Annotated in this window: 17 protein-coding genes; 11 read left to right on the forward strand and 6 right to left on the reverse strand. The window is 64.0% G+C overall.

The genetic code is table 11. The features are described from left to right. Positions 1-38 precede the first annotated feature (38 nt). On the forward strand, positions 39-734 hold the full coding sequence (locus tag C8J33_RS02290; protein WP_132662967.1) for an AzlC family ABC transporter permease: 696 nt from the start codon (positions 39-41) through the stop codon (positions 732-734). Continuing rightward, entirely contained in the window at positions 731-1,057 is a 327-nt protein-coding gene (locus tag C8J33_RS02295) for an AzlD family protein (RefSeq protein ID WP_132662968.1), read from the forward strand. The genes C8J33_RS02290 and C8J33_RS02295 overlap by 4 nt, the downstream gene beginning before the upstream one ends. Positions 1,058-1,100: 43 nt before the next feature. On the opposite strand, the gene C8J33_RS02300 is transcribed toward C8J33_RS02295, so the two are convergent. The 4 genes from C8J33_RS02300 to C8J33_RS26880 all read right to left on the reverse strand — a co-directional run bounded on the left by C8J33_RS02300 (position 1,101) and on the right by C8J33_RS26880 (position 5,220). Continuing rightward, positions 1,101-2,930 carry an aminopeptidase P family protein gene (locus C8J33_RS02300; RefSeq protein WP_132662969.1) on the reverse strand — a complete coding sequence of 610 codons (1,830 nt, stop codon included), beginning with the start codon at positions 2,928-2,930 and terminating at the stop codon, positions 1,101-1,103. 460 nt (positions 2,931-3,390) lie between these two features. Continuing rightward, entirely contained in the window at positions 3,391-4,272 is an 882-nt protein-coding gene (locus C8J33_RS02305) for a 50S ribosomal protein L11 methyltransferase (RefSeq protein WP_132662971.1), read from the reverse strand. Between the two features lie 115 nt (positions 4,273-4,387). Beyond that, positions 4,388-4,987 (reverse strand): SCO family protein, encoded by a 600-nt coding sequence (locus C8J33_RS02310; protein WP_132662972.1) that lies wholly within the window; start codon positions 4,985-4,987, stop codon positions 4,388-4,390. An 83-nt stretch (positions 4,988-5,070) separates the two neighbouring features. Then, a complete protein-coding gene (locus tag C8J33_RS26880; RefSeq protein ID WP_165929712.1) occupies positions 5,071-5,220 on the reverse strand; it encodes a hypothetical protein in 150 nt (49 codons plus the stop codon). A gap of 211 nt (positions 5,221-5,431) precedes the next feature. Here C8J33_RS26880 and C8J33_RS02315 point away from each other — a divergent pair, with 211 nt between their 5' ends. The 3 genes from C8J33_RS02315 (at position 5,432) to pncA (ending at position 8,759) form a co-directional block, all read left to right on the forward strand. Beyond that, positions 5,432-7,486: a methyl-accepting chemotaxis protein gene (locus C8J33_RS02315; protein WP_132662974.1), complete on the forward strand. Its 2,055-nt coding sequence runs from the start codon at positions 5,432-5,434 to the stop codon at positions 7,484-7,486. A 2-nt stretch (positions 7,487-7,488) separates the two neighbouring features. Next, entirely contained in the window at positions 7,489-7,953 is a 465-nt protein-coding gene (locus tag C8J33_RS02320) for a chemotaxis protein CheW (RefSeq protein WP_092934375.1), read from the forward strand. A 116-nt stretch (positions 7,954-8,069) separates the two neighbouring features. Continuing rightward, positions 8,070-8,759 (forward strand): bifunctional nicotinamidase/pyrazinamidase, encoded by a 690-nt coding sequence (pncA, locus tag C8J33_RS02325; RefSeq protein ID WP_132662975.1) that lies wholly within the window; start codon positions 8,070-8,072, stop codon positions 8,757-8,759. Here the strand turns inward: pncA and C8J33_RS02330 are convergent. Next, the gene (locus tag C8J33_RS02330) at positions 8,731-9,231 is read right to left on the reverse strand and encodes a CreA family protein (protein ID WP_132662977.1); all 501 of its coding nucleotides are present in this window, start codon (positions 9,229-9,231) and stop codon (positions 8,731-8,733) included. The two genes, pncA and C8J33_RS02330, sit on opposite strands and share 29 nt — an antisense overlap. 234 nt (positions 9,232-9,465) lie before the next feature. On the opposite strand from C8J33_RS02330, the gene C8J33_RS02335 reads away from it, so the two are divergent. The 3 genes from C8J33_RS02335 (at position 9,466) to C8J33_RS02345 (ending at position 13,124) form a co-directional block, all read left to right on the forward strand. Beyond that, on the forward strand, positions 9,466-10,734 hold the full coding sequence (locus C8J33_RS02335) for an SfnB family sulfur acquisition oxidoreductase (protein WP_132447522.1): 1,269 nt from the start codon (positions 9,466-9,468) through the stop codon (positions 10,732-10,734). A 272-nt stretch (positions 10,735-11,006) separates the two neighbouring features. Further along, the gene (locus C8J33_RS02340) at positions 11,007-12,221 is read left to right on the forward strand and encodes a DUF2778 domain-containing protein (protein ID WP_132662979.1); all 1,215 of its coding nucleotides are present in this window, start codon (positions 11,007-11,009) and stop codon (positions 12,219-12,221) included. Between the two features lie 228 nt (positions 12,222-12,449). Further along, positions 12,450-13,124, forward strand: a complete 675-nt coding sequence (locus C8J33_RS02345) for a spermidine synthase (protein ID WP_132662980.1) — start codon at positions 12,450-12,452, stop codon at positions 13,122-13,124. Positions 13,125-13,128: 4 nt separating this feature from the next. Here C8J33_RS02345 and C8J33_RS02350 read toward each other — a convergent pair whose 3' ends face one another. Beyond that, positions 13,129-15,687, reverse strand: a complete 2,559-nt coding sequence (locus tag C8J33_RS02350; protein WP_132662982.1) for a UvrD-helicase domain-containing protein — start codon at positions 15,685-15,687, stop codon at positions 13,129-13,131. 232 nt (positions 15,688-15,919) lie between these two features. Between C8J33_RS02350 and C8J33_RS02355 the strand changes: the two genes are divergently transcribed. The 3 genes from C8J33_RS02355 to C8J33_RS02365 all read left to right on the forward strand — a co-directional run bounded on the left by C8J33_RS02355 (position 15,920) and on the right by C8J33_RS02365 (position 21,901). After that, positions 15,920-17,152 (forward strand): efflux RND transporter periplasmic adaptor subunit, encoded by a 1,233-nt coding sequence (locus C8J33_RS02355; RefSeq protein WP_132662984.1) that lies wholly within the window; start codon positions 15,920-15,922, stop codon positions 17,150-17,152. Next, entirely contained in the window at positions 17,149-20,304 is a 3,156-nt protein-coding gene (locus C8J33_RS02360; protein ID WP_132662985.1) for an efflux RND transporter permease subunit, read from the forward strand. Before C8J33_RS02355 ends, C8J33_RS02360 begins: the two co-directional genes overlap by 4 nt. Positions 20,305-20,491: 187 nt before the next feature. Continuing rightward, on the forward strand, positions 20,492-21,901 hold the full coding sequence (locus tag C8J33_RS02365) for an FAD-binding oxidoreductase (RefSeq protein ID WP_132662987.1): 1,410 nt from the start codon (positions 20,492-20,494) through the stop codon (positions 21,899-21,901). The last annotated feature ends 105 nt before the right edge of the window (positions 21,902-22,006 follow it).

Here is a 22,006-nt window from a genome sequence, read left to right on the forward strand (position 1 = left end):
TCAAGCCGCAGGCCCGGCACTTCCCTTGGATCTTCATTATGGCATCTCGTGATTTCTGGGACGGCGCACGCCGTGGCGTTCCGATCGTGCTTTCCGCATCTCCCTTCGGCGCCCTGTTCGGTGCACTGGCGATCGACAACGGATTCAGCATCGTCGATGCGATGTTCATGAGCGCGACAGTGTTTGCCGGTGCGAGCCAGATGGTGGGGCTCGATCTCTTCGGTCATGCCGTCCAGCCGTGGCTCATCGTGCTCTCGGTCTTTGCCGTGAACTTCCGCCACGTTCTCTATTCCGCCTCCATGGCGCGGCACATCGCGCATTTCACGCTTCTCCAGAAAGGGGCTGCGCTGTTCCTGCTGACCGATCCGCAATATGCGGAAACGGAGAAGCGGGGCGAGCGCGGGGAGCCGGTGACCTTCGTCTGGTACATGGGGCTCGGCCTGGCGATCTACCTGCCGTGGCTGCTTGCGACCTTGCTCGGAGCGGTGTTCGGGGGGCTGATCGGCGATCCCAAGGCGATCGGGCTCGATGTTATGCTGCCGATCTATTTCATGGCGCTGGTGCTCGGCTTCCGCAGCCGCGACAACTGGCTGCCGGTGGTCGCTGTCAGCTCGGTCGTGTCCGTGATCGCGATGCATCTGGTCGGCTCGCCGTGGCATGTCAGCATCGGGGCGCTGGCCGGCGTAGTGCTGGCCGCCTGCCTGCCGGTGAAATCCGGGGAGAATGCCCGATGAGCTTCGACCATTTCCTGCCGCAGGATCTCCGCCTGATCGGCATTATCATTCTCGCGGCCCTCGCCACCTATCTCACGCGCATCGGCGGTGCGATCATGATGGCGCGGATGGAGCGCATTCCGCCGCGCATGGAAGCCGCGCTGAACGCCGTGCCCGCAGCCGTCCTCTCCACGCTGGTCGCACCGGCGCTCTTCTACGGTGGAGCGGATGTCACGATCGCGATCTTCGCCGCCTTCCTCGTCGGCCTGCGGTTTTCGGCACTGCCCATGCTGTTTGCCGGATGGGTCGTGGTGATGGTGCTCAGATATACAGGGCTGTTCTGATCGGGCCGACGAGCATGTCGCCTGTCGGCCCTCCCTCGCTTCCCTAAAGTGCCGCCGTCGCAGCTTCCAGCCAAGCCTTCACATCGGCGCCGTCGATGAGCGGCGTCAGCTTCTCGCGCGTTTCGGCGTGGTAGGCATCGACCCAGGCGCGCTCCTCCTCCGTCAGAAGCTCGGGCAGGATGAGGCGGCGGTCGATGGGGCAGAAGGTCAGCGTTTCGAAGCCGAGCATCGTCTGGTCGCCGCCCTCGATGGCGGCTGCGTCCAGCACATGCAGCAGGTTCTCGATCCGGATGCCGAAGGCGCCGGGGCGGTAGTAGCCGGGTTCGTTGGAGAGGATCATGCCGGGCAGAAGCTCCTGCATGCCGGCGCGCGAGATACGCTGCGGCCCTTCGTGGACGGAGAGGTAGGAACCCACACCATGCCCGGTGCCGTGCCCGTAGTCGGCGCCAGCCTTCCAGAGCGCGATACGGGCCAGCGGATCGAGTTCCACGCCGCGCGTGCCCTTGGGGAAGCGCGCTGTGCTGATCGCGATCATGCCCTTCAGCACGAGCGTGAAGAAGCGCTTCTGCTCCTCCGGCACGTCGCCGATGGCGACCGTGCGGGTGATGTCGGTAGTGCCGTTGACATATTGCCCGCCGGAATCGACGAGGAACATGGTTCCCGCTTCGAGCGGCTGGTCGCTTTCCGTCGTCACGCGGTAATGCATGATCGCTGCATGCGGACCCGCCCCGGCAATCGTGTCGAAGGACACATCCTTCAGTGGGTTCTGCAGACGTTCGCCGCAGGCGATCCGCACGGCTTCCAGCTTTTCCGTCGCAGCGATTTCGGTGATCGTGCCGGGCGTCGTTCCATCGAGCCAGGCGAGGAATTCGACCATGGCCGCCCCATCCTGCAGGTGGGCGCGGGCGGAGCCTTCGAGCTCGACCGGGTTCTTGCGCGCGCGCGGAAGCCGGGCCGGGTCTGCCGCCTCGACCACGGTGCCGCCGTCCTTGCGGATGCGGTCGGCGAGCGCGACGGCGGCGTGGTCGGGATCCAGCATGAGCCTGACGCCGGATGTTGCCAGTGCCGACACGCGGGCTTCGAAGGTTTCCGGCGCTGCGATCTCGGCCATCTGGGTGAGGTAGGCTTTCTCCTCGATGCCGGTCTTGCGGGCGTCGAGGAAGATCTCGGCTCCGCCATCGGCATGGATGATCGCACGGGCGAGGGGATGCGGCGTGTGGGGCACGTCGTTGCCGCGCAGATTGAACGTCCAGGCGACGGAGGAGGGGTCGGTGAGGATGACGGCAGCGGCCCCGGCTTTCACAACCGTCTCGGCCATGTCGGCGATCTTCTCGGTTGCGAGGATGCCGGCCTGTTCGATCTTCTGGATGACGACGCGTCCGAGCGGCGCGTCCGGCCGGTCGGTCCAGAGGCGGTCGAGGGGGTTGTGGTCGAGGTGGACGAGGGCACCGCCGATCTTCGTCAGGGCGGTTTCCAGCTTGCGGACGTCCGCGCCCGTGTGAACCCATGGATCGATGCCGAGGCGGAAGCCCTGTGGCGCGTGGCGCTCGATCCAGAGGTGTGGCGGCTCGCCGATCAGGTCGCCGCCGGTAAAGACTGTGCTGTCCACCTGTTCGGCCAGCTGCGTGACATATCGTCCATCCACGAAGACCACCGCCGTCTCGCGCAGAATGAGGGCGATACCGGCCGAGCCTGTGAAGCCCGTGAGCCAGGCCAAGCGCTCGGCGGACGCCGGAACGTACTCCCCCTGGAACTCGTCGGCCCGCGGCACGAGGATGCCATCGATGCCGAGCGCATCGAAAGAGGCCCGGAGACCGTCAGCCCGTGCGCGACCGAACTGCGGTGTGGAGGTGACGTCGAAGGACTGGAACATGATGTCTTCCTGCATGCGGATGAGATGGAACGTTCCGCTTTATAGCAAATCCGGGCCCAATGTCCCATCGGTGCAGGCGGTGACCAAAGCGCCGAGACGCATTCATCATACTTATGCAGATTCCGCATGGCACCTATTCGCGCCAGCCCCTAGCTACCATCGGGCAATGCGTTAAAAGCGCCGCCAACGGACGGGCCGCGAACACCCCGTTGCCGCAGATGCCGCAAGGCAATCTTCTGAGTGATCCGTTCGATCGGTTGCCTTCTCCTCCTCCCTCCGGGCGCCGTTTTTGGGATCACGCAGAGTCCGCTTGAGCGATCCTCCTCCTTTGGCTCGCGGACATTGGCCGGCTTGCCGGTCACGGGCGATGCTTCGGCATCGCCTTCGTTTACGAAAAGGCCGTCCCATGCTCCCGCATCGGACGGCCTTTTTCGTTATGCCCTATGCCGTTACCCGCGCCTCAGGCGCGGCTGTCGAGATGGATGGTGACCCAGCCGTTGCGCCAGAGCGTGCGGACATGGCGCAGCTTCTGGGCGTTGTAGGCCGACAGGACCTTCCAGCGCTGTTCTGCCAGGATGCCCGAGAGGATGACGGAGCCGCCGGGCACGAGGTGGCGGGCGAGGTCCGGCGCCATGCGCATCAGCGGGCGGGCGAGGATGTTGGCGATGATCAGGTCGAAGGGCCCGTGTTCGGCGAAGGCCGGCGACTGAAAGCCGGTGGCGGTGACGGCCGCAATGCCGTTGGCGATGCCGTTGCGGCGAACGTTTTCACGGGCGACGCGGGTGGCGATCGGATCGATGTCCGTGGCCAGCACCGGCACGGTCTTGATCTTGCGCAGGCCGATCGCGAGAACGCCGCTGCCGGTTCCCAGATCCAACGCATTGGTGACGGTGCGCGAGCGCACGACGCTTTCGATCATCTCCAGGCAGCCGGCCGTGGTGCCGTGGTGGCCCGTGCCGAACGCTTCGCCGGCGTCGATCTCGATGGCGATCTGTCCTGAGCGGACCTTGTCCCGGTCATGCGAGCCGTGGACGAGGAACCGGCCGGCGGCAACGGGGCTCAGGCCCTCGAGCGACTTCGCAATCCAGTCGATATCCGGAATTTCCTCGCGCAGGATCTCGGTGCCGGGCTTCCAGCCGTCCACGATCTCCGCGAAGCGTGTCCGAATCTCGTCCTCCTCGGCAAAGTCGAGATAGACGGAAGCCTCCCAGATGTCGCGCTTCTCGTCGATCTCCATCGTGGCGATGGCATAGCCTTCGTCCTCGAAGACGTCCGTCATCAGAGCGAGAACACTGTCGGCACCTTTTTCGGTGGTGGTGAGATAGAGGCGCAAATCAGCCACGGGCGGTCCTTCAGGTCTCTTGAGCTTCGGATGAGCGCTTTACCACGACCACACGGCATTGCACGGCCAAAATGCCGTTTGCGGTCAAAGCCTATGCCCGCAGGGGGAAAGACGCTCAGCTCTTGGTCAGGTTTTCGAGCTTCTGGACGGCCGTGTCAGTGTTCTCGCCATAGGCGATGGTACCGCGGAAACGACCTTCGGCGTCCAGCAGGAAGACGGAGGCCGAATGGTCCATCGTGTAGTCGCCATCGGGTTTTTCCGCATCGAGCGGGACCTTTTTGGCGTAGACCCGGAAGCCCTTGACCATCTCCATCACCTTGTCCGGCGGGCCGGAAATGCCGGTGACGCGGGCGGAGACGTTGGAGACGTATTGCCCGAGGATCTCCGGCGTATCGCGTTCGGGATCGACGGTGACGAAGAAGGCGTTGAGCTTCGTGTTGTCGGGATCGACCTTGGCAAGCCAGCCGTTCATCTCGAACAATGTTGTCGGGCAGACCTCCGGGCAATGGGTGAAGCCGAAGAAGACGGCCGAGGGCCTGCCGGTCAGGGCCTTCTCGGTGATCGGCTGGCCGTTCTGCGACACCAGCGTGAAGGGAACCCCGAACGGCCCGCCCACGGCGGCCTCCTTGGTTTCCGTCATCTTGTAGGTGAGGAACCCCAGCGCCGAGGCGGTGGCCAGAACGGCAATCCAGAGGACGATTCGAAAGAGTTTCATGTCAGGCCCGTTTCACGTCCATGCCGCTGCGCTTGATGTCACAGCCAAGGCTTACTGCATAATTCCTTCTATCGGAATCGATTTCAGACGCAGAGCGACAGGCTGCCGGCGGCAAGCGCCATATCCGGACCAAATGTCACACAGCCGAGCATGCCGGCCCAACCAGCCAGCGGAAGGCCTGCGGCGGCGAGGGCGAGCCGGGTGGCGTTGCCGGGCGAGATGCGATCCATCACGGGGTGCTTATAGCCTGTTTTTGTCTGCGTCAGATGCGGGAGGCGAGGTTTGTTATCTTTACCGGATCTTTAACGCATCGCTGTTATGCTTCTTTTCCGTGCAGGTCTTGCCGCGCGTCGACATGAGGTCGGCCGTTCCCGCCATCGCCATCTGTGAACGCTGCTCCTCCATCTGCGCGCGACACGATTCGCGCCATCCCGGACCTCGATCATGCATCATGAGACCCGCCAAAGATCCCTGACCGTCAGCCAGAGGCTTGCCACACTGGGCGTCGTTACCTTCGTCGGAATCAGCGCGATTCTCGCCACGGGATGGTACGAGCAACAGCAGGTCGAGCGTGTTCTCGCCGAAGCGAGCGTCGCGAAGTCCGTCGAGAACAGGGCCATCGAGCTTCGGGTTACCAGCCTCGACCTCGTGCTCGCGGCCATGGACACGATCGTCGACAAGGGCGACAAGGTCATCGCGCCGGATCGTATGAAGGAAATCGATACGGCAGTGGCGGATCTCAAGAGCGCGAGCGGTGACGTTGCGGGTCTCGCCGTCGCCGTCGGCAAGCCCGACCTGGGTGCCGGGGTTCCCGAGATGATATCGCAGCTAAACCAGTCCATCCAGACGGACCTGAAGGTGCTTGTCGAAGCCGGCGCCGACCAGACCGCGTTCGACGCCATCGACGACCGGATCGATACGGCAGGGTCGCAGCTCACGGAACGTTTTGCGAGCCTTGCGGAAGCCGGCATGGCAATGACACAGATGCGTGTCGAAGAGGCGGGCGCGATTTCGCGCTCGGCCTTCGTCTGGCAGTTCGTCTGCGGCCTCGGTGCGATGGTGGTCGTTCTCGGGCTTCTGACAATTCAAGGTAATATCCTGCGCCGCGGCATCCTCGGCGTTCGCGACAGCATGCAGCGCATTCATGGCGGCGATTATGCGACGCCGGTCGGCGCGGTGGAGCGCAGCGATGAGATCGGCGACATGGCGCGCTGCGTCGATCGCTTCCGCACCGACGCCATCGACAAGCAGCGGCTGGAGCGCGATGCCGCCGACAGCCGCAGCCACAACGATACCGATCGTCGCCAGCGCGAAGTTGCAGCCACCGAAGATGCCCGCCAGGTTCAGGTCGCCGTGAGCGCGCTCGGTCAGGCGCTGAACAAGTTGGCGGACGGCCAGTTGACGGTCGCCATCGACACGCCGTTCCGGGCCGATCTCGAATCACTTCGTCTCGATTTCAACCAGGCTGTCGAGAAGCTCCGCAACGTTCTCTCCGGTATGCGCGACAACAGCGCCTCGATCACGGCCAACGGACGCCAGATGCGGTCTGCGGCGGACGATCTTGCCAAACGCACCGAAAAGCAGGCGGCCTCCCTCGAGCAAACCTCTGCCGCGCTCGACCAGATCACCGTTACCGTTCGCACCGCGACGGACAAAGCGGAAGAGGCAAGCCAGATGGTCAGCCGCACGCATGCCAATGCCGAGGAGTCCGGCCGGATCGTCGGCGAGGCCGTGGCGGCCATGGCGCGCATCGAAGATGCATCTGCCGAGATCGGCAAGATCATCAACGTCATCGACGAAATTGCCTTCCAGACCAATCTTCTTGCCCTGAATGCCGGCGTCGAAGCCGCGCGCGCCGGGGAGGCGGGCAAGGGCTTTGCCGTCGTCGCACAGGAAGTCCGCGAACTGGCGCAGAGAGCGGCCGGTGCCGCCAAGGACATCAAGGGTCTCGTCAACCGGTCCTCGACCGAGGTCGGCACCGGTGTGCGGCTGGTGCAGGAAACCGGTGAAGCGCTCGGCCGCATCGGTACGGACGTCGACCAGATCAACGAGCATATGCGCACCATCGTGGTTGCCGCCCGGGAGCAATCGACGGGGCTAACCGAGATCAACATCGCCATCGGCCAGCTCGACCAGATGACGCAGCAGAATGCGGCCATGGTCGAGGAGACCAATGCTGCCAGCCATACGCTGGCGCAGGATGCCGAGAGCCTTTCGAGCCTGATCGCCCAGTTCGCCATCGGTGGCGCCGCGGCGTCCTACGCATCGGCGTCGTCGCCGCGCACAGCGACGACGTCGTCGTCAGGCTATCGCCCTGCGGCGGCGAAGACTTCGTCCTCCGCCAAGAGCCCCATCGCCATCCGTCCCGCGACCATAAAGCCGGCTGCCGCCCATTCGCGCCCGGCGCCGTCGCCCGCCAAGGCGCTCATGGGCAAGCTTTCCGGCGCGTTCGCAACGCCGTCGACCTCCAGCTCCAACGATCAATGGGAAGAATTCTGATCATGAACATCACCTCCAAACAGTCGGGAAGCTCGATGGAAATCGTGTCCTTCCATCTCGGCAACCAGGAATTCTGCATCGACATCATGGCGATCCGCGAAATTCGCGGCTGGGCGCCGGTCACGCCGATGCCGCACACGCCGCCTTACGTGCTCGGCCTCATCAACCTGCGCGGCGCCGTCATCCCCGTGATCGACATGGCCTGCCGCCTCGGGATGAACATGACGGAACCGTCGGAACGCTCGGCCATCATCGTGACCGACATCGCCGGCAAGCTGGTCGGCCTGCTGGTCGAGCAGGTTTCCGACATGATGACGATCCGTAGCGAGGACCTGCAGTCGGCACCGGAGATCATTCCTGAAGCCCAGCGCGCCTTCTGCCGCGGCATCGTGGCGCTGGAAAAGACCATGGTCTGCTTCCTCAACCTCGACACCGTCATCGCCGACGAACTCGCTCAGGCGGCCTGATTGGCCGGCCTGGTCGAAGGTCTCCCATTCTGACATCTGCATGCCGGGCTAGCCCGGCATGCAGGGCCGGTCTATGCTTCTTCTCAACAGCTCATGTCTTGGGAGACGCCCGGCCGATGAAATGCCTTTTGCTTGTCGATATCCAGAACGGCTTCTGCCCCGGCGGCCATCTTGCCGTGCCCGGTGGCGATGCCGTCGTGCCTGTTGCCAACCGGCTGATGGCCAAGGGCGGCTACGATCTCATCGTCGCGTCGCAGGACTGGCATCCGGCCGATCACGGCAGTTTCGCTTCGCAGCATGAGGGCGCTGCACCCTTCACGATGGGAACGCTGAACGGCCAACCGCAGATGCTGTGGCCGGACCATTGCGTCGAGGGTACAGAGGACGCGGACCTCCGTCCGGATCTCGACCAGAGCCGTATCGACACGATCCAGCGCAAGGGCCTCGACCGCAACGTCGACAGTTACTCCGCCTTTCGCGACAACGATCAGACGGCGCTGACGGGACTCTCCGACCTTCTTCTCGCACGCGGCGTGACGCGGCTCGATGTCTGCGGACTGGCGACGGATTACTGCGTGAGATTTTCAGCGCTCGACGCACGGGCCATGCTGCCGGAGGCGCAGATCCGGTTCATCGAGGATGCCAGTCGGGGGATCGATCCAGAGGGTGTTCGCACCGCGATCGACGAGATGACGAAGGCGGGCATTGCCGTGGTCACCTCGGATACGGTTCTGAGCGAGACGCGGTCTGACGCGGCTCTCGCTGAAGGCGCAGGCCTTATTGCGGCGCGCCCTTTTTCCACGTGACCTGCTGGTTGAAGAGGGGAACGGTCGAGATCGACATCTTCGCCGAACCTTCGACGACCTGGCGGGAATGCGCGAGATAGATCAGCGTGTTGTTCTTCCGATCGTAGATACGGGTGACCTGCAGCGACTTCCAGATCAGCGAGAGGCCCGAGCGGAACACCTCTTCGCCGTCCTTCGAGAGGTCGATGTCGTCGATGACGACGGGGCCGGTCTGGCGGCAGGCGATGGAGTTGTTGGATGGGTCTTCGAACCAGTTGCCCTTGCGCAGGCGATCGATGACGCCGCGGTCGAAATAGGTCACGTGGCAGGTGATGCCCTCAATCTTTGGATCGCTGACGGCGTCCACGATGATATCGTTACCGGTCCAGTCCACGCCGACCTCGCCGACGGTTTCAGCCGTGGCCGGCCCCGAAAGGGCGGCGAAGCTCAGCAGGGCGGCAGCGGCGGCGAGGCGGATTTTGGGCAAGGGCATCGGCAGATCTCCGGAACGGGTTCACAGCCGAAATAAGCGTCCGGGAATGCAATGCAAGCCGTCGGTGATGAATATGCTGTTCCCAAGACATGCGTATGTCCTCTTCCGACGACAATTCGGGAGATTGGCGATCGGGTAGGGATTTCTCACGCATAGGACAATATTAATATATAATTTCTATATAAAAGATAGATTACTCCGCACTCTGTCGTTGTTTCAACAAGGAGCGCCCCTATGGGAGTGATCGAACCGCAGTCTATCGACTACACGCAGCACCCGCGCGTGAATTCCAGCGATCCTGTTCCGCCGCGCGGGCGGCCGACACAGGCTGCGCACGTCATTGCCAGCGACGAAGAGGCTCTTGCTGTCGCTCACCAGCTCGCTGCGCAGTTTGCGGTCGGCGCCGCTTTACGTGACCGGGAGGGCCTGCTGCCGATCGCGGAGATCGACGCCTATTCGCAAAGCGGCCTCTGGGGGATCAATGTGCCCAAGGCCTATGGCGGAGCGGGCGTTTCATACCGGACGCTGGCGCGTGTCATCGCCATTCTCGCCGCCGCCGACCCGTCCATCGCACAGATCACGCAAAATCACCTCGCGATCACAGGTCATATCGATCTCGACGGCACAGACGAGCAGAAGAAAGAATTCTTCGCCTGGGTTCTGTCCGGCCTGCGCTTCGGCAACGCCTTCTCCGAACTGAACAGCAAAACCGTCGCAGCTTTCGAGACACGGGTCGTCCGCGACGGCGACGATGTGGTCGTCAACGGCGAGAAATTTTACACGACGGGTGCCTTGCTGTCGCACATCATCCCCATCGTGGCCGTCGATGAGAACGACCAGGGGGTCCTCGTCTTCGCCGACCGGGAGGCGCCCGGCATCACGGTCACGAACAACTGGTCGAGCTTCGGTCAGCGAACGACGGCCTCGGGTTCCGTCAAGATCGAGAATGTCCGCGTTCCGAAACATCGTCTCCTGCCGATTGCTGCTTTTGATCGTCCGACGATCGCCGGCCCCGTTTCGCAGATTATTCAGGCGGCCATCGACGCCGGAATCGCACGAGGGGCCATCGATGCAACGATTGCCTTCGTCAAGACGCATAGTCGGCCCTGGGTGGACAGCGGTAAGGAAACGGCCGGCGAAGATCCCTTCACGATTGCCGCTATCGGCGACCTCAAGATCAGGCTGCACGCCGCCGAAGCCCTGCTGGCGATCGCCGGCGATGCGATCGATGCGGGGTATGAGAACCCGACAGAAGAGGTGATTGCCGATGCGACGGTGAAAACCGCGGAGGCGAAAGTTCTGACGACGGAGATCGCCATTCTCGCGACGAACAAGCTCTTCGAACTGTCGGGGACGCGATCGACGCTGGCGAAATACGATCTCGACCGTCATTGGCGCAACGCCCGTGCGCACACGCTGCATGACCCGGTGCGCTGGAAGTTCTTCCATGTCGGCAATTTTTATCTGAACGGTCTCAATCCGCCGCGTCACCCCTGGAGCTGAAGCAACGAGCGCTGCGCGGTGGTGCCGTGTGGCGTCCGTTTTCCGTCTTTCGCGAAGCCGCGGGCATGCCCTGCGGCTTCTTCATTTTTGACAATCCTCAGATTTCGGGATGCTCGTAAAGGAAATGGTTACCATGTTTCGCCATTCTTTCGCCTAGCCGCAGTGTTCTAGGGAGCGCGCAACTTCAGCGCCAGGCGACCCAAACGGCCGGCTTCGACGACAGTGCGTAGTGCTGTTTTCGGATTGCGTAACCAATTTGGGTAAAGAGTTCCATGGCGCTAGCGATTGAGAATGTTCGACAGGTCGATACGCGTTCGCAGACGCGCCCCCTCCGCCAGCAGTCCCCTTCGCCGCATAAAGCCGGCCCTGCCAAAACGCAGCGCTCGCGTCTCTTTCCTGCCGTTCTCGCCGCAGGCGTCGGCCTTGCCGGCGTCGGCTGGCTCATGGCCACCATCCTCACGATGCATGGCGTTGCCGGCGATCTCGCGACCGGCGGGCGCCCGACATTCCAGACCTCGCTTGGACTCAACGCCATTCCCCGCGGCCCGGTGGGCGAGCGGACGGTGCATGTGGCGAAATTCTCGCGTCTCGTGAAGACGCCGGTCGTCGCCGTTGCCGCAGCCAAGACGCAGCCGCAGATGGCATCCGCCAGCACCGTCCACCGCATCGTTCTCGCCGCCCTGCCGCCCAAGCCGGCAACACCTGCCGCGACGGCAGCCCCTGTTCAGGTCGCCTCGCTCGACGCGCGCGCGGATGTCGCCGTTCCCTTGCGCGAGAATGCGATGCTGGAGTCGGATGCCCGGCCGACCGGATCGCTGCCCAAGCCCTTCAGCCTTGTTCTCAATGACGATGAGACGACGGAGCATCTGCCTGATCTCGGACCGCTCCCGCTATCCCGTCCGGGGATTACGATCGAGGCGGACGACGCGCTGACCGCGAGTGAGCGCCCTCGCAAGCCGCCGGTGCAGCTGGCCTATGCCAAGCCGAACGCGGCGATCGACATGGATGACGACGAGCCGTCCATGGCGCCGCGTAAGCCGCTGTTCGGCAACCGCAAGGGCGTCGCCTATTACGATATCTCGGCCGGCGTCGTGCATATGCCGAACGGCGAGAGGCTGGAAGCGCATTCCGGGATCGGCAAGCTGCGCGATAATCCCGATGCCGTGCACATTCCGATGAAGGGCCCGACACCGCCCGGCACCTACAAGGTGACCATGCGCGAAGCGTTGTTTCATGGCGTGGAAGCTGTTCGCCTGACGCCGATCGACGGGGTCGCACCGCATGGCCGCGTCGGTCTTCTGGCGCACAGCTATCTTTTGCGCAACCGCGGCGACAGCCATGGCTGCGTCGCCTTTGCCGACTATCCCCGCTTCCTCAAAGCCTTCAAGCGCGGCGAGGTGACCCAGATGGTTATCGTCAGGAGCATGAAGGGCGGCTTCTCCAAGCCTGCAAAGACGCTCGCTTCGCTCTTCTCGCGCAACGGGTGAGGTTGGTGTAAAGACAGAAAAACCCTCTCTGGCCTGCCGGCCATCTCCCCCACAAGGGGGAGAAGACTCGGAGCAACGCCCCGCTACCTTGCTGATGGGAGTGGGGCGGTGGCCACAAGTCTTCTCCCCCCTTGTGGGGGAGATGGCTGGTAAGCCAGAGAGGGCCTTGTTTCTTCACAACCACCACGCCGGAGCCTTTCAGGCAGGCGTTTCTGCGGGACTTAAGCGATGCTTCCTTGGATCGAGATCGACACGGCCGATATTCCCGGCGGTGGCGGGCAGTTGCGGCTGAAGAGCCGGGGCCAGGAATTTTCGATCATGCTCGGCAGTAACGAGCTGATGAACAGCCGGCTCAGCGGTTCGGAAGAGGCGCTGGCGTCTCTCGCACGCGAGAAGATCGGCGATCGTCCGCGTCCCGCCTTCCTTATCGGCGGGCTCGGCATGGGGTTCACGCTGCGCGCCGCGCTTGCGATCCTGCCTGGAGATGCCGAGGTTGTCGTGGCCGAACTGGTGCCCGCCGTTGTGCGATGGGCGCGGGGGCCGATGGCGAGCGTGTTCAAGGGCTGTCTCGACGATCCCAGGGTGACGATCTACGAAGGTGATGTCGGTGCGTGCATCGCGGCCGCGCGTTCGGCCTATGATGCGATCCTGCTCGATGTCGACAATGGTCCCGATGGGCTGACCCGTGCCTCCAACGACAGCCTCTACGACCATCAGGGCCTGCGGGCGGCGCAATCGGCGCTTCGACCGGGTGGCGTGCTGGCCGTCTGGTCCTCCGGGCCGGATCCGCGTTTCACGCGTCGGCTGAAAGATTCAGGGTTCGAGGCCGAGGCGGTCTCCACGCGGGCCAATGGCAAGCGTGGCGGGGCACGTCATGTGATCTGGCTGGCGGTCAAACGCTAGGATCTCACACCTTCTCGACGAAACCGTCCAGAACGCGTTTCTGGCCGGCACGGTCGAAATCGATGGTGAGTTTGTTGCCCTCTATACCCGCGATATTGCCGTTGCCGAACTTGATGTGGAACACGCGGTCGCCGACGCCGAATTTCGACGGGGTTTCGACCGTCGAGCGGACGGTCAGTTCGCCCTCGATGGTGCGGGCCTTGGGGCCGCTTTCGCCATAGCCGATGCGGTCGATGGCGACGCCGGAGCGGTTGCCCCAGTTGTCGCGGGTCGCATCGGTCTTGTTGGCCTGCGCGCGCTTCCAGCCCGGTGTCGCATAGGTGTTCTGGAACGGCTCCTGCTTGTCGAAACGGGATTGGCCATAACCGCCGCGCCCGTAGCCGCCATAGGACTGCTCCATCTCGGCCACTTCGACGTGATCGACCGGCAATTCCTCGATGAAACGCGAGGGGATGGTCGATTGCCAGAGGCCGTGGATGCGGCGGTTGGAGACGAACCAGAGGTGGCAGCGACGCTTGGCGCGGGTGAGGCCGACATAGGCGAGGCGCCGTTCTTCCTCCAGCCCCGAGCGGCCGCCTTCGTCCAGCGAGCGCTGATGCGGAAACAGGCCTTCCTCCCAGCCGGGGAGAAACACCGTTTCGAATTCCAGTCCCTTGGCGGAGTGCAGCGTCATGATGTTGACGGCGTCGAGGTTCTCGTTCTGCTCGGCATCCATGACCAGCGACACGTGTTCGAGGAAACCGCGCATGCTCTCGAACGCTTCCATAGAGCGCACGAGTTCCTTCAGGTTTTCGAGCCGACCCGGCGCTTCCGCCGTCTTGTCGACCTTCCACATGTCGGTGTAGCCGGATTCCTCGAGGATGATTTCGGCAAGCTCGGTATGCGGCGTGTTTTCCAGCAGCCCCTGCCAGCGGCGCACCATGGTGACGACGTCGAACAGCGACTTGCGGGCCTTGGCCTTCACCTCGTCGGTCTCGATGATATCGGCGGCTGCCGCGAGCATCGGGATATCGCGGGCGCGGGCATAGTCGTGCAGCAGGCGGATGGTGGTGTCGCCGAGGCCGCGCTTCGGCGTGTTGACGATGCGCTCGAAGGCGAGATCGTCGGCATCCTGGCAGACGAGCCGGAAATAGGCCATCGCATCGCGGATCTCCATGCGCTCGTAGAAGCGCGGGCCGCCGATGACGCGGTAGTTGAGGCCGAGCGTGACGAAGCGATCTTCGAACTCGCGCATCTGGAAGGAGGCGCGCACGAGGATCGCCATGTCGTTCAGCTTGTGCTTGTCGCGCTGGAGTTGCTCGATTTCCTCGCCGACGGCACGCGCTTCCTCTTCCGAATCCCAGGCTGCGTGAACCTGGACCTTCTGGTCCTCGGGGTCGTGCCGATCGGTGAAGAGCGTCTTGCCGAGACGACCTTCATTGTGCGCGATCAGATGGCCGGCAGTGGCAAGGATATGGGCGGTCGAGCGGTAGTTCCGCTCCAGCTTAATGACAACCGCGCCCGGGAAGTCCTTGTCGAAGCGGAGGATGTTGTCCACCTCCGCACCGCGCCAGCCATAGATTGACTGGTCGTCGTCGCCGACGCAGCAGATATTAACGGTATTGTCCGCCGTGCGCGGCTCCCCCTTCGCGGGGCTCGGTCGCTGGGCCAGAAGCCGCAGCCACATGTATTGAGCGGTATTGGTGTCCTGATACTCGTCCACGAGAATATAGCGAAAGCGGCCGTGATATTCGCGCAGCAGGTCGGGATGCTTGCGGAAGATGGCGATGGGGTGGAGCAGCAGGTCGCCGAAGTCGCAGGCGTTCAGCGTGCGCAGGCGTGCCTGATAGGCGGCGTAGAGGTCGCGGCCCTTGCCATTGCTGAACGCGCGCGCGTCGCCTTCCGGGATATCGGCGGGCGTCAGGCCCTTGTTCTTCCAGCCGTCGATCAGCTGGGCGAACTGCTTGGCCGGCCAGCGCTTGTCGTCGATGGACTCGGCCTGCAGGATCTGCTTGATCAGGCGGGTGACGTCGTCCGTGTCGAGAATGGTGAAGTCTGAGCGGATGCCGGCAAGCTCCGCATGACGTCGCAGCAGTTTGACGCCGATGGAGTGGAATGTGCCGAGCCAGGGCATGCCCTCGACCGCGCCGCCGACCAGAACGCCGATGCGCTCCTTCATCTCGCGCGCCGCCTTGTTGGTGAAGGTGACGGCGAGGATCTGGCTCGGATAGGCGCGGCCGGTCGCCATGATATGCGCGATGCGCGTGGTGAGGACGCGCGTCTTGCCGGTGCCGGCACCGGCCAGCACGAGCACGGGGCCATCCAGCGTTTCCACGGCAAGGCGCTGCTCCGGGTTGAGGCCCGAGAGATAATCCGGCGCACGATCGCGGTCGCGAGCAGCCATGGCGCGGGCTGCAAGACCCGAAGGTCCTTGTGCCGGGGCGTTGCCTTGATCCTGCCCGGGACGCCCATCGCGTGCACCAACGGGCGCATCTACCGGGTCAGCGCCTCGGCGTTCGCCTCTCGCGGGCGCGCGTGCGGGCTCTTCGTCGAAGAAGGGGATGTCGTCGAAACCGTTGCTCATGCGGTTCAATGTAGTGATTCGGGTCCGAAAGGCCAGAATTGCGTTCTTCTTTTATTCCCCGGGCAGAAAGGCGGCGATCTCCTGAACCGGGGAAATCCATCATCATTACAATTGCGTAATGATGAGCTTGCGGGATTGCGTGAGATGCGGACTGCCCGGTACTTTGGGACAAACCGTCGCATTCCGCTCATCTGAACCGTCCCTGTCGGGAATGCCCACGTCGGAGACCTGCATGCAGATCTGGAAACAGCTGGCCGTCAGCCTCGCCATTCTCCTCGTCGGCCTCGCCGCCTGGGTGCGCTTCGTGCCGTCCGCCGGGCCGATGCTCGTGTCCGCCGGCGTGCCCGGCAGCGTCGTCGCACTGGTCGCGCCGTCGGCTGCATCCGGCGACAAGGTGCAGGGACAGGGACGGGGCGGACAGAGCGGAACGCAGCGGGCAGCGGCCGGCAACCAGACGCCGCTCGTCGTCACTGAGGCTGCGGGAACCGCGCTCGTCAACGATCGGCTGAACGCCATCGGCAATGGTGAGGCCATCCTCTCGGTGACCGTCACGCCGCTTTCCACCGGCAATCTCACGGAAGTGCTGGTGAAGTCCGGCGAGCGAATCGAGCAGGGGCAGGTGATCGCCAAGCTCGACAGCGACGAGCAAGTGCTCGCCGTCGCACAAGCCAAGGTGCTGCTGGACGCTGCCCGCGACAAGGTGGAGCGCAACCGCCGCCTCGGCAATGCGGTTTCGATCGCCACGCTGCGCGAGGCCGAGTTCGCCGAGCAGGCCGCCGAGTTGGCGCTGAAGACCGCCGAACTCGATCTGACGCGGCGCGACATCGTCGCTCCGTCCAAGGGCATCGTCGGCATCATCACCGTCAATCCCGGCGATTATGTCACCACCTCGACGCCGATTGCCGTGGTAGATGACCGGTCGCAGATCCTCGTCGATTTCTGGGTTCCCGAACGGTTCGCCAACAGTATAAAGGTCGGTCAGGAGGTCTCGGCGGTTGCCGTGGCGCAGGTGACGCGTCAGCTGACCGGTGCCATCCACGCCATCGACAACCGGATCGACCAGGCCAGCCGAACGCTGCGCGTGCGAGCGCGCCTCGACAATCCGGACGACAGCCTGCGGGCCGGCATGTCCTTTTCGGTCAACGTCCGCTTCCCCGGCGACAGCTATCCCACCGTCAATCCGCTCGCGGTGCAGTGGAGCGCCGACGGCTCCTATGTCTGGCGCGTGGTGGACAGTAAGGCGGAGCGCGTGCCGGTGACGATCATCCAGCGCAACTCCGACAAGGTGCTGGTGGATGCCAAGCTCGAAAAGGGCGACATGGTGGCGACCGAGGGCGTGCAGCGGCTGAGGGACGGAGGCGAGGTCAAGGTTGCCAATGCGTCGGCGGGCGCTGTAGGTGATGCGGGCGAGCAGAAGGTTTCGAGCGCGCAACCCGTGGTAACGGGCGCGGAGGCCGCGCGATGAGCGGCCCCCACAAGACAGGGGCGGGCGGGTCTGCGGGGTTTACTGCCCTTTTCATCCGACGGCCGATCCTTGCGCTGGTGGTCAATACGCTGATCATCGTCGCAGGCCTTGCGGCGCTGAACGGCGTCGAGATCCGCGAATTGCCGGAGGTCGACCAGCCGGTCGTGTCCGTCAATACGCGCTTCGAGGGGGCGGCACCCGAGACGGTCGACCGGGAACTGACCTCGGTGATCGAAGGCGCCGTGTCCCGCGTGCAGGGCATCAAGGACATCTCGTCCACATCGCAATATGCCCAGAGCCGGGTGACGCTCCAGTTTTCAGACACGACCGATATCGGGCAGGCGTCCAACGATGTGCGCGATGCGCTCGGCCGGGTGACGAACGATCTTCCCGATGGTGCCGATGCGCCGCAGATCGTGAAGGCGGATGCCGACAGCCAGCCGATCCTGCGCCTCGCGCTCACCTCCGACACGCTGTCGATGGAAGACCTGACGCTGCTAGCCGAAAACGAGGTGACCGACCGGCTCGCCTCCGTCGAAGGCGTGGCCGATGTCCAGCTGAACGGCGAGCAGGAGAAGATCTTCCGTATCGACGTCAACCAGGGCAAGCTCGCTGCCCGCGGCCTGACGGTGGCCGACCTGCGCACGGCGCTGGCCAGCGCCTCGCTCGACGTTCCCGCGGGATCGCTGACCAGCGCCAATCAGGACCTCTCCGTCCGTGCGACGGCGGACCTGCAGACGCCGGAACAGTTCGAGAAGGTCATCCTCGGGCCGAACGTGCGGCTCGGCGACGTCGCGACGGTGACGATGGGGCCGGATATCGGCACCTCGTCGCTCCGCTCCGGCGGCAAACAGGGTATCGGCCTCGGCATCATCCGGCAGGCGCAATCGAACACGCTCGATATTTCGAACGGCGTGAAGACCACGGTGGCCGAGATCGGCAAGATCCTGCCGCCGGGCACGGAGCTCACTATTACCAGCGACGATGCCGTCTTCATCCAGGGCGCCATCCACGAAGTCGAGATCGCGCTCGTCGCCTCCGTCATCATCGTGACGGTGGTGATTTATATGTTCCTGCTCGACTGGCGGGCGACGCTGATCCCGGTGCTGACCATGCCGATCGCGCTGATCGGCACCTGCGCTGCCATCTACATGGCCGGCTTCTCGATCAATATTCTGACGCTGCTCGCGATCGTGCTGGCCACCGGCCTCGTGGTGGATGACGCGATCGTCGTGTTGGAGAACATCGTGCGACGGCGAAGCGAGGGAATGGGACCGCGTGCGGCGGCCGTTCTCGGCACGCTCGAAGTGTTCTTCGCGGTCATCGCGACGACGGCGACGCTGGCGGCCGTCTTTATTCCGCTGTCCTTCCTGCCGGGGCAGACGGGTGGTCTCTTCCGCGAGTTCGGCTTCGTCCTCGCGTTTGCCATCATTCTCTCCGCCTTCGTGGCGCTGACCTTCTGTCCCATGCTCGCCTCGCGCATGCTGAAGGCGCAGCCTGACGGCCATGGCCATAGCGGGTTCCTCGGCCGCATCGGCGGCATGTTTGCCCGTGGTTACAGGCGCTCGCTCAAGGCGTGTCTCGATTCGCCACTCGTCGTGGGTCTCGCCGCCGTGATGGTCGTCATCGCCGGCGGCATCGCGTTCACGACACTGCCGTCCGAACTGACGCCGACGGAGGACCGGGCGCGCATCCTGCTGCGCATGCAGGCGCCGCAGGGTGTCTCGCTTGATTACACGCAGGCGCAGATGCGCCGGGTGGAGGATGCGCTGCAGCCGATGGTGAAGGCCGGCGAGATCGCCAATGTCTATTCCATTTCGGGGCAGGGCGGTTCGGTCAACAATGGCTTCATGGTCCTGTCGCTCTCATCCTGGGGTGATCGCGAACGGACGCAGCAGCAGATTTCGCGCGAGATCTCACGCCTGTCCGCCGAGATCCCCTCGATCCGGGTCTTCCCGGTGCAGCCGAACAGCCTCGGCATTCGCGGCGCCGGCAACGGCCTGCAGCTCGCACTGGTCGGCAACGACTACAAGGCGCTCGGCGACGCCGCCGCCCAGCTGGTGCGGCAAATGGAGGATAGCGGTCGCTTCGAAAACGTGCGTCTGAACTACGAGGCGAACCAGGCGCAGCTGTCCGTGACCATCGACCGGGAGCGCGCGTCCGATCTCGGCATCGATATCAATGGCCTTTCGGCGGCGCTGCAGGCCATGCTCGACGGCAACAACGTCATCGACGTCTATGTCGAAGGGGAGGCCTATCCGGTCAAGCTGCTCTCGACCACCAATCCCGTCAACGACCCGACCGACCTCGAAAACCTGTTTCTGAAGACCGGGGACGGCAAGATCGTGCCGATGTCGTCCATCGCCACCGTGAAGGAGCAGGCCGTCGCGCCGCAGCTGTCGCGCGAATCGCAGTTGCGCGCCGTGTCGCTCTCGGCGGGCCTAGCGCCCGGCACGGGCCTTGGCGAGGCTCTGGCCTATGCCGAGCAGGTTGCCAAGCCGTTGCTGCCGACCGGCTCCCGCGTGGTGCCGCTGGCGGAAGCCGCGACGCTCAACGAGAACTCCGGCGCGCTGTTCGTCACCTTCGGCTTTGCCATCATCATCATCTTCCTCGTGCTGGCGGCCCAGTTCGAAAGCCTGATCAGCGGCCTCGTCATCATGTCCACGGTGCCGCTCGGGCTCGCCTGCGCTGTGTTCGCGATGGTCCTCACGGGCAACTCGTTGAATATCTACAGCCAGATCGGGCTCGTGCTACTGGTCGGCATCATGGCGAAGAACGGCATCCTGATCGTCGAGTTCGCCAACCAGCTTCGCGACCGCGGGCAGGGTCTGCGCGAGGCGATCGAGAATGCTTCCAACATCCGGCTTCGTCCGGTAATGATGACGATGATCGCGACCATCGTCGGTGCCGTGCCGCTCGTGCTCGCCAGCGGCGCAGGAGCCGAAGCCCGTGTTGCGCTCGGCTGGGTTCTCGTCGGCGGCCTCGGCCTTGCGACCGTGGTCACGCTGTATCTGACGCCGGTCGCCTATCTCGCCATCGCCCGCTTCTCCAAGCCCCAGGTAGACGAGGAGCGGCGATTGCAGCGCGAGCTTGCCGCGGCCTACGGCGTGCACGAGGTCGAGCCGGAAGAGAGGCTGCGCGCGGCAGAATAGGCCGGCGCGCTGCCCGATGTCTCGAACCGGCGCAGCTGTGGCGCTTGCGTCCCATGCGTTCCGAAAATGCGCGGTAACGCTCGTGCGACGAAGGAGGCGCTGGACAAAGTGATTCCGGATTCTACAGTAGGGCATTGATATTTCAGCAGGACCGCAGGTAAAGGGCCGGCGGTGGAGGATGCGGTCGATGGCTCTCAAGGCGATCAGGTCGGGCGTTCGCAACGAAGCGGGGATCGTTGTGGCGATAACGGCGCTGAAGGCGCAGTTCGGCGAACGCTTGCAGACGGGTCAGGCGATCCGGGCGCAGCATGCCCACACGACCACCTATATCCCGGCGCAACTGCCGGACGCTGTGGTGTTTCCTGAAAACAGTGCCGAGGTTCAGGCGATCGTCGGGATCGCCGGGGAAAACCGCGTGCCGCTGATCCCGTTCGGAACGGGCTCGTCGCTCGAGGGTCATGTCAATGCGCCGCATGGCGGCATCAGCGTCGACATGAGCCGGATGAATCGCGTTCTCTCCGTCAACGAAAGCGATCTCGACTGCACGGTCGAACCCGGCATCACGCGAGAAGAGCTGAACAGGGAGTTGCGCGCGACCGGCCTGTTCTTCCCGATCGATCCCGGCGCCAATGCATCGATCGGCGGCATGGCATCGACGCGCGCCTCTGGCACCAATGCCGTGCAATATGGCACCATGCGGGAAAACGTTCTCGCGGTCACTGCTGTCATCGCCGACGGGCGCGAGATCCGGACCGCGCACCGGGCACGCAAATCTTCGGCGGGCTACGACCTCACGCGGCTGTTCGTCGGTGCGGAAGGCACGCTCGGCGTCCTGACCTCGGTCACTATTCGGCTGCACGGTATTCCCGAGACGATCGCGGGCGGCGTCTGCGCGTTTCCGGATATTGGTGCCGCTTGCAACGCCGTCATCCTTACCATTCAGTCTGGTATTCCCGTTGCGCGGATCGAGCTTCTGGACGAGACGCAGGTGAAGGCGAGCAACGCCTATTCCGGGCTGCACCTGCCGGAGATGCCGACACTCTTCGTTGAATTCCATGGCAGCGCGGACAGCGTGGCGATGCAATCGGCAGCATTCGCGGAGATCGTCGAGACGTTCGGCGGCGGTGATTTCAGCTGGACCTCGAATGCCGACGAGCGGGCGGTGCTTTGGAAAGCGCGGCACGACGCCTACTGGGCGCAGAAGGCGTTGCGGCCGGACTTCGCCATGCTCTCGACCGACGTCTGCGTGCCGATCTCACGGTTCGCGGACTGCGTCGAGGCGACACGGGAGGACATTCGCGAAAACGACCTGATCGCGCCTATCGTCGGCCATGCCGGCGACGGAAACTTTCATGTCGGCCTCCTGTTCGACGACAAGGATCCGGCCTATGTCGATCGGGCGGAAGCGTTCGTGGAGCGGTTGAATGCCCGGGCGCTTGCAATGGATGGAACCTGCACGGGAGAGCACGGCATCGGGCAGGGGAAGATGCCGTTCCTGGAGGCGGAGCTTGGCGATGCGCTGGATCTGATGCGTCAGGTCAAGCGCGCGATCGACCCGGTGGGAATCTTCAATCCGGGCAAGATTTTTATGGGATGAACGAGAATTTGTCGCCGTGCCATGCTACTGCATCGCCAGCGCGGTGCCTCGCCCGCAAGGGAGTGATGGCAGATATTTGATGTCTGCCGGCCGGCATTCTGGCGT

This window comes from Rhizobium sp. PP-CC-3G-465 (assembly GCF_004343445.1).
Taxonomy (GTDB): Bacteria; Pseudomonadota; Alphaproteobacteria; order Rhizobiales; family Rhizobiaceae; genus Ferranicluibacter; species Ferranicluibacter rubi.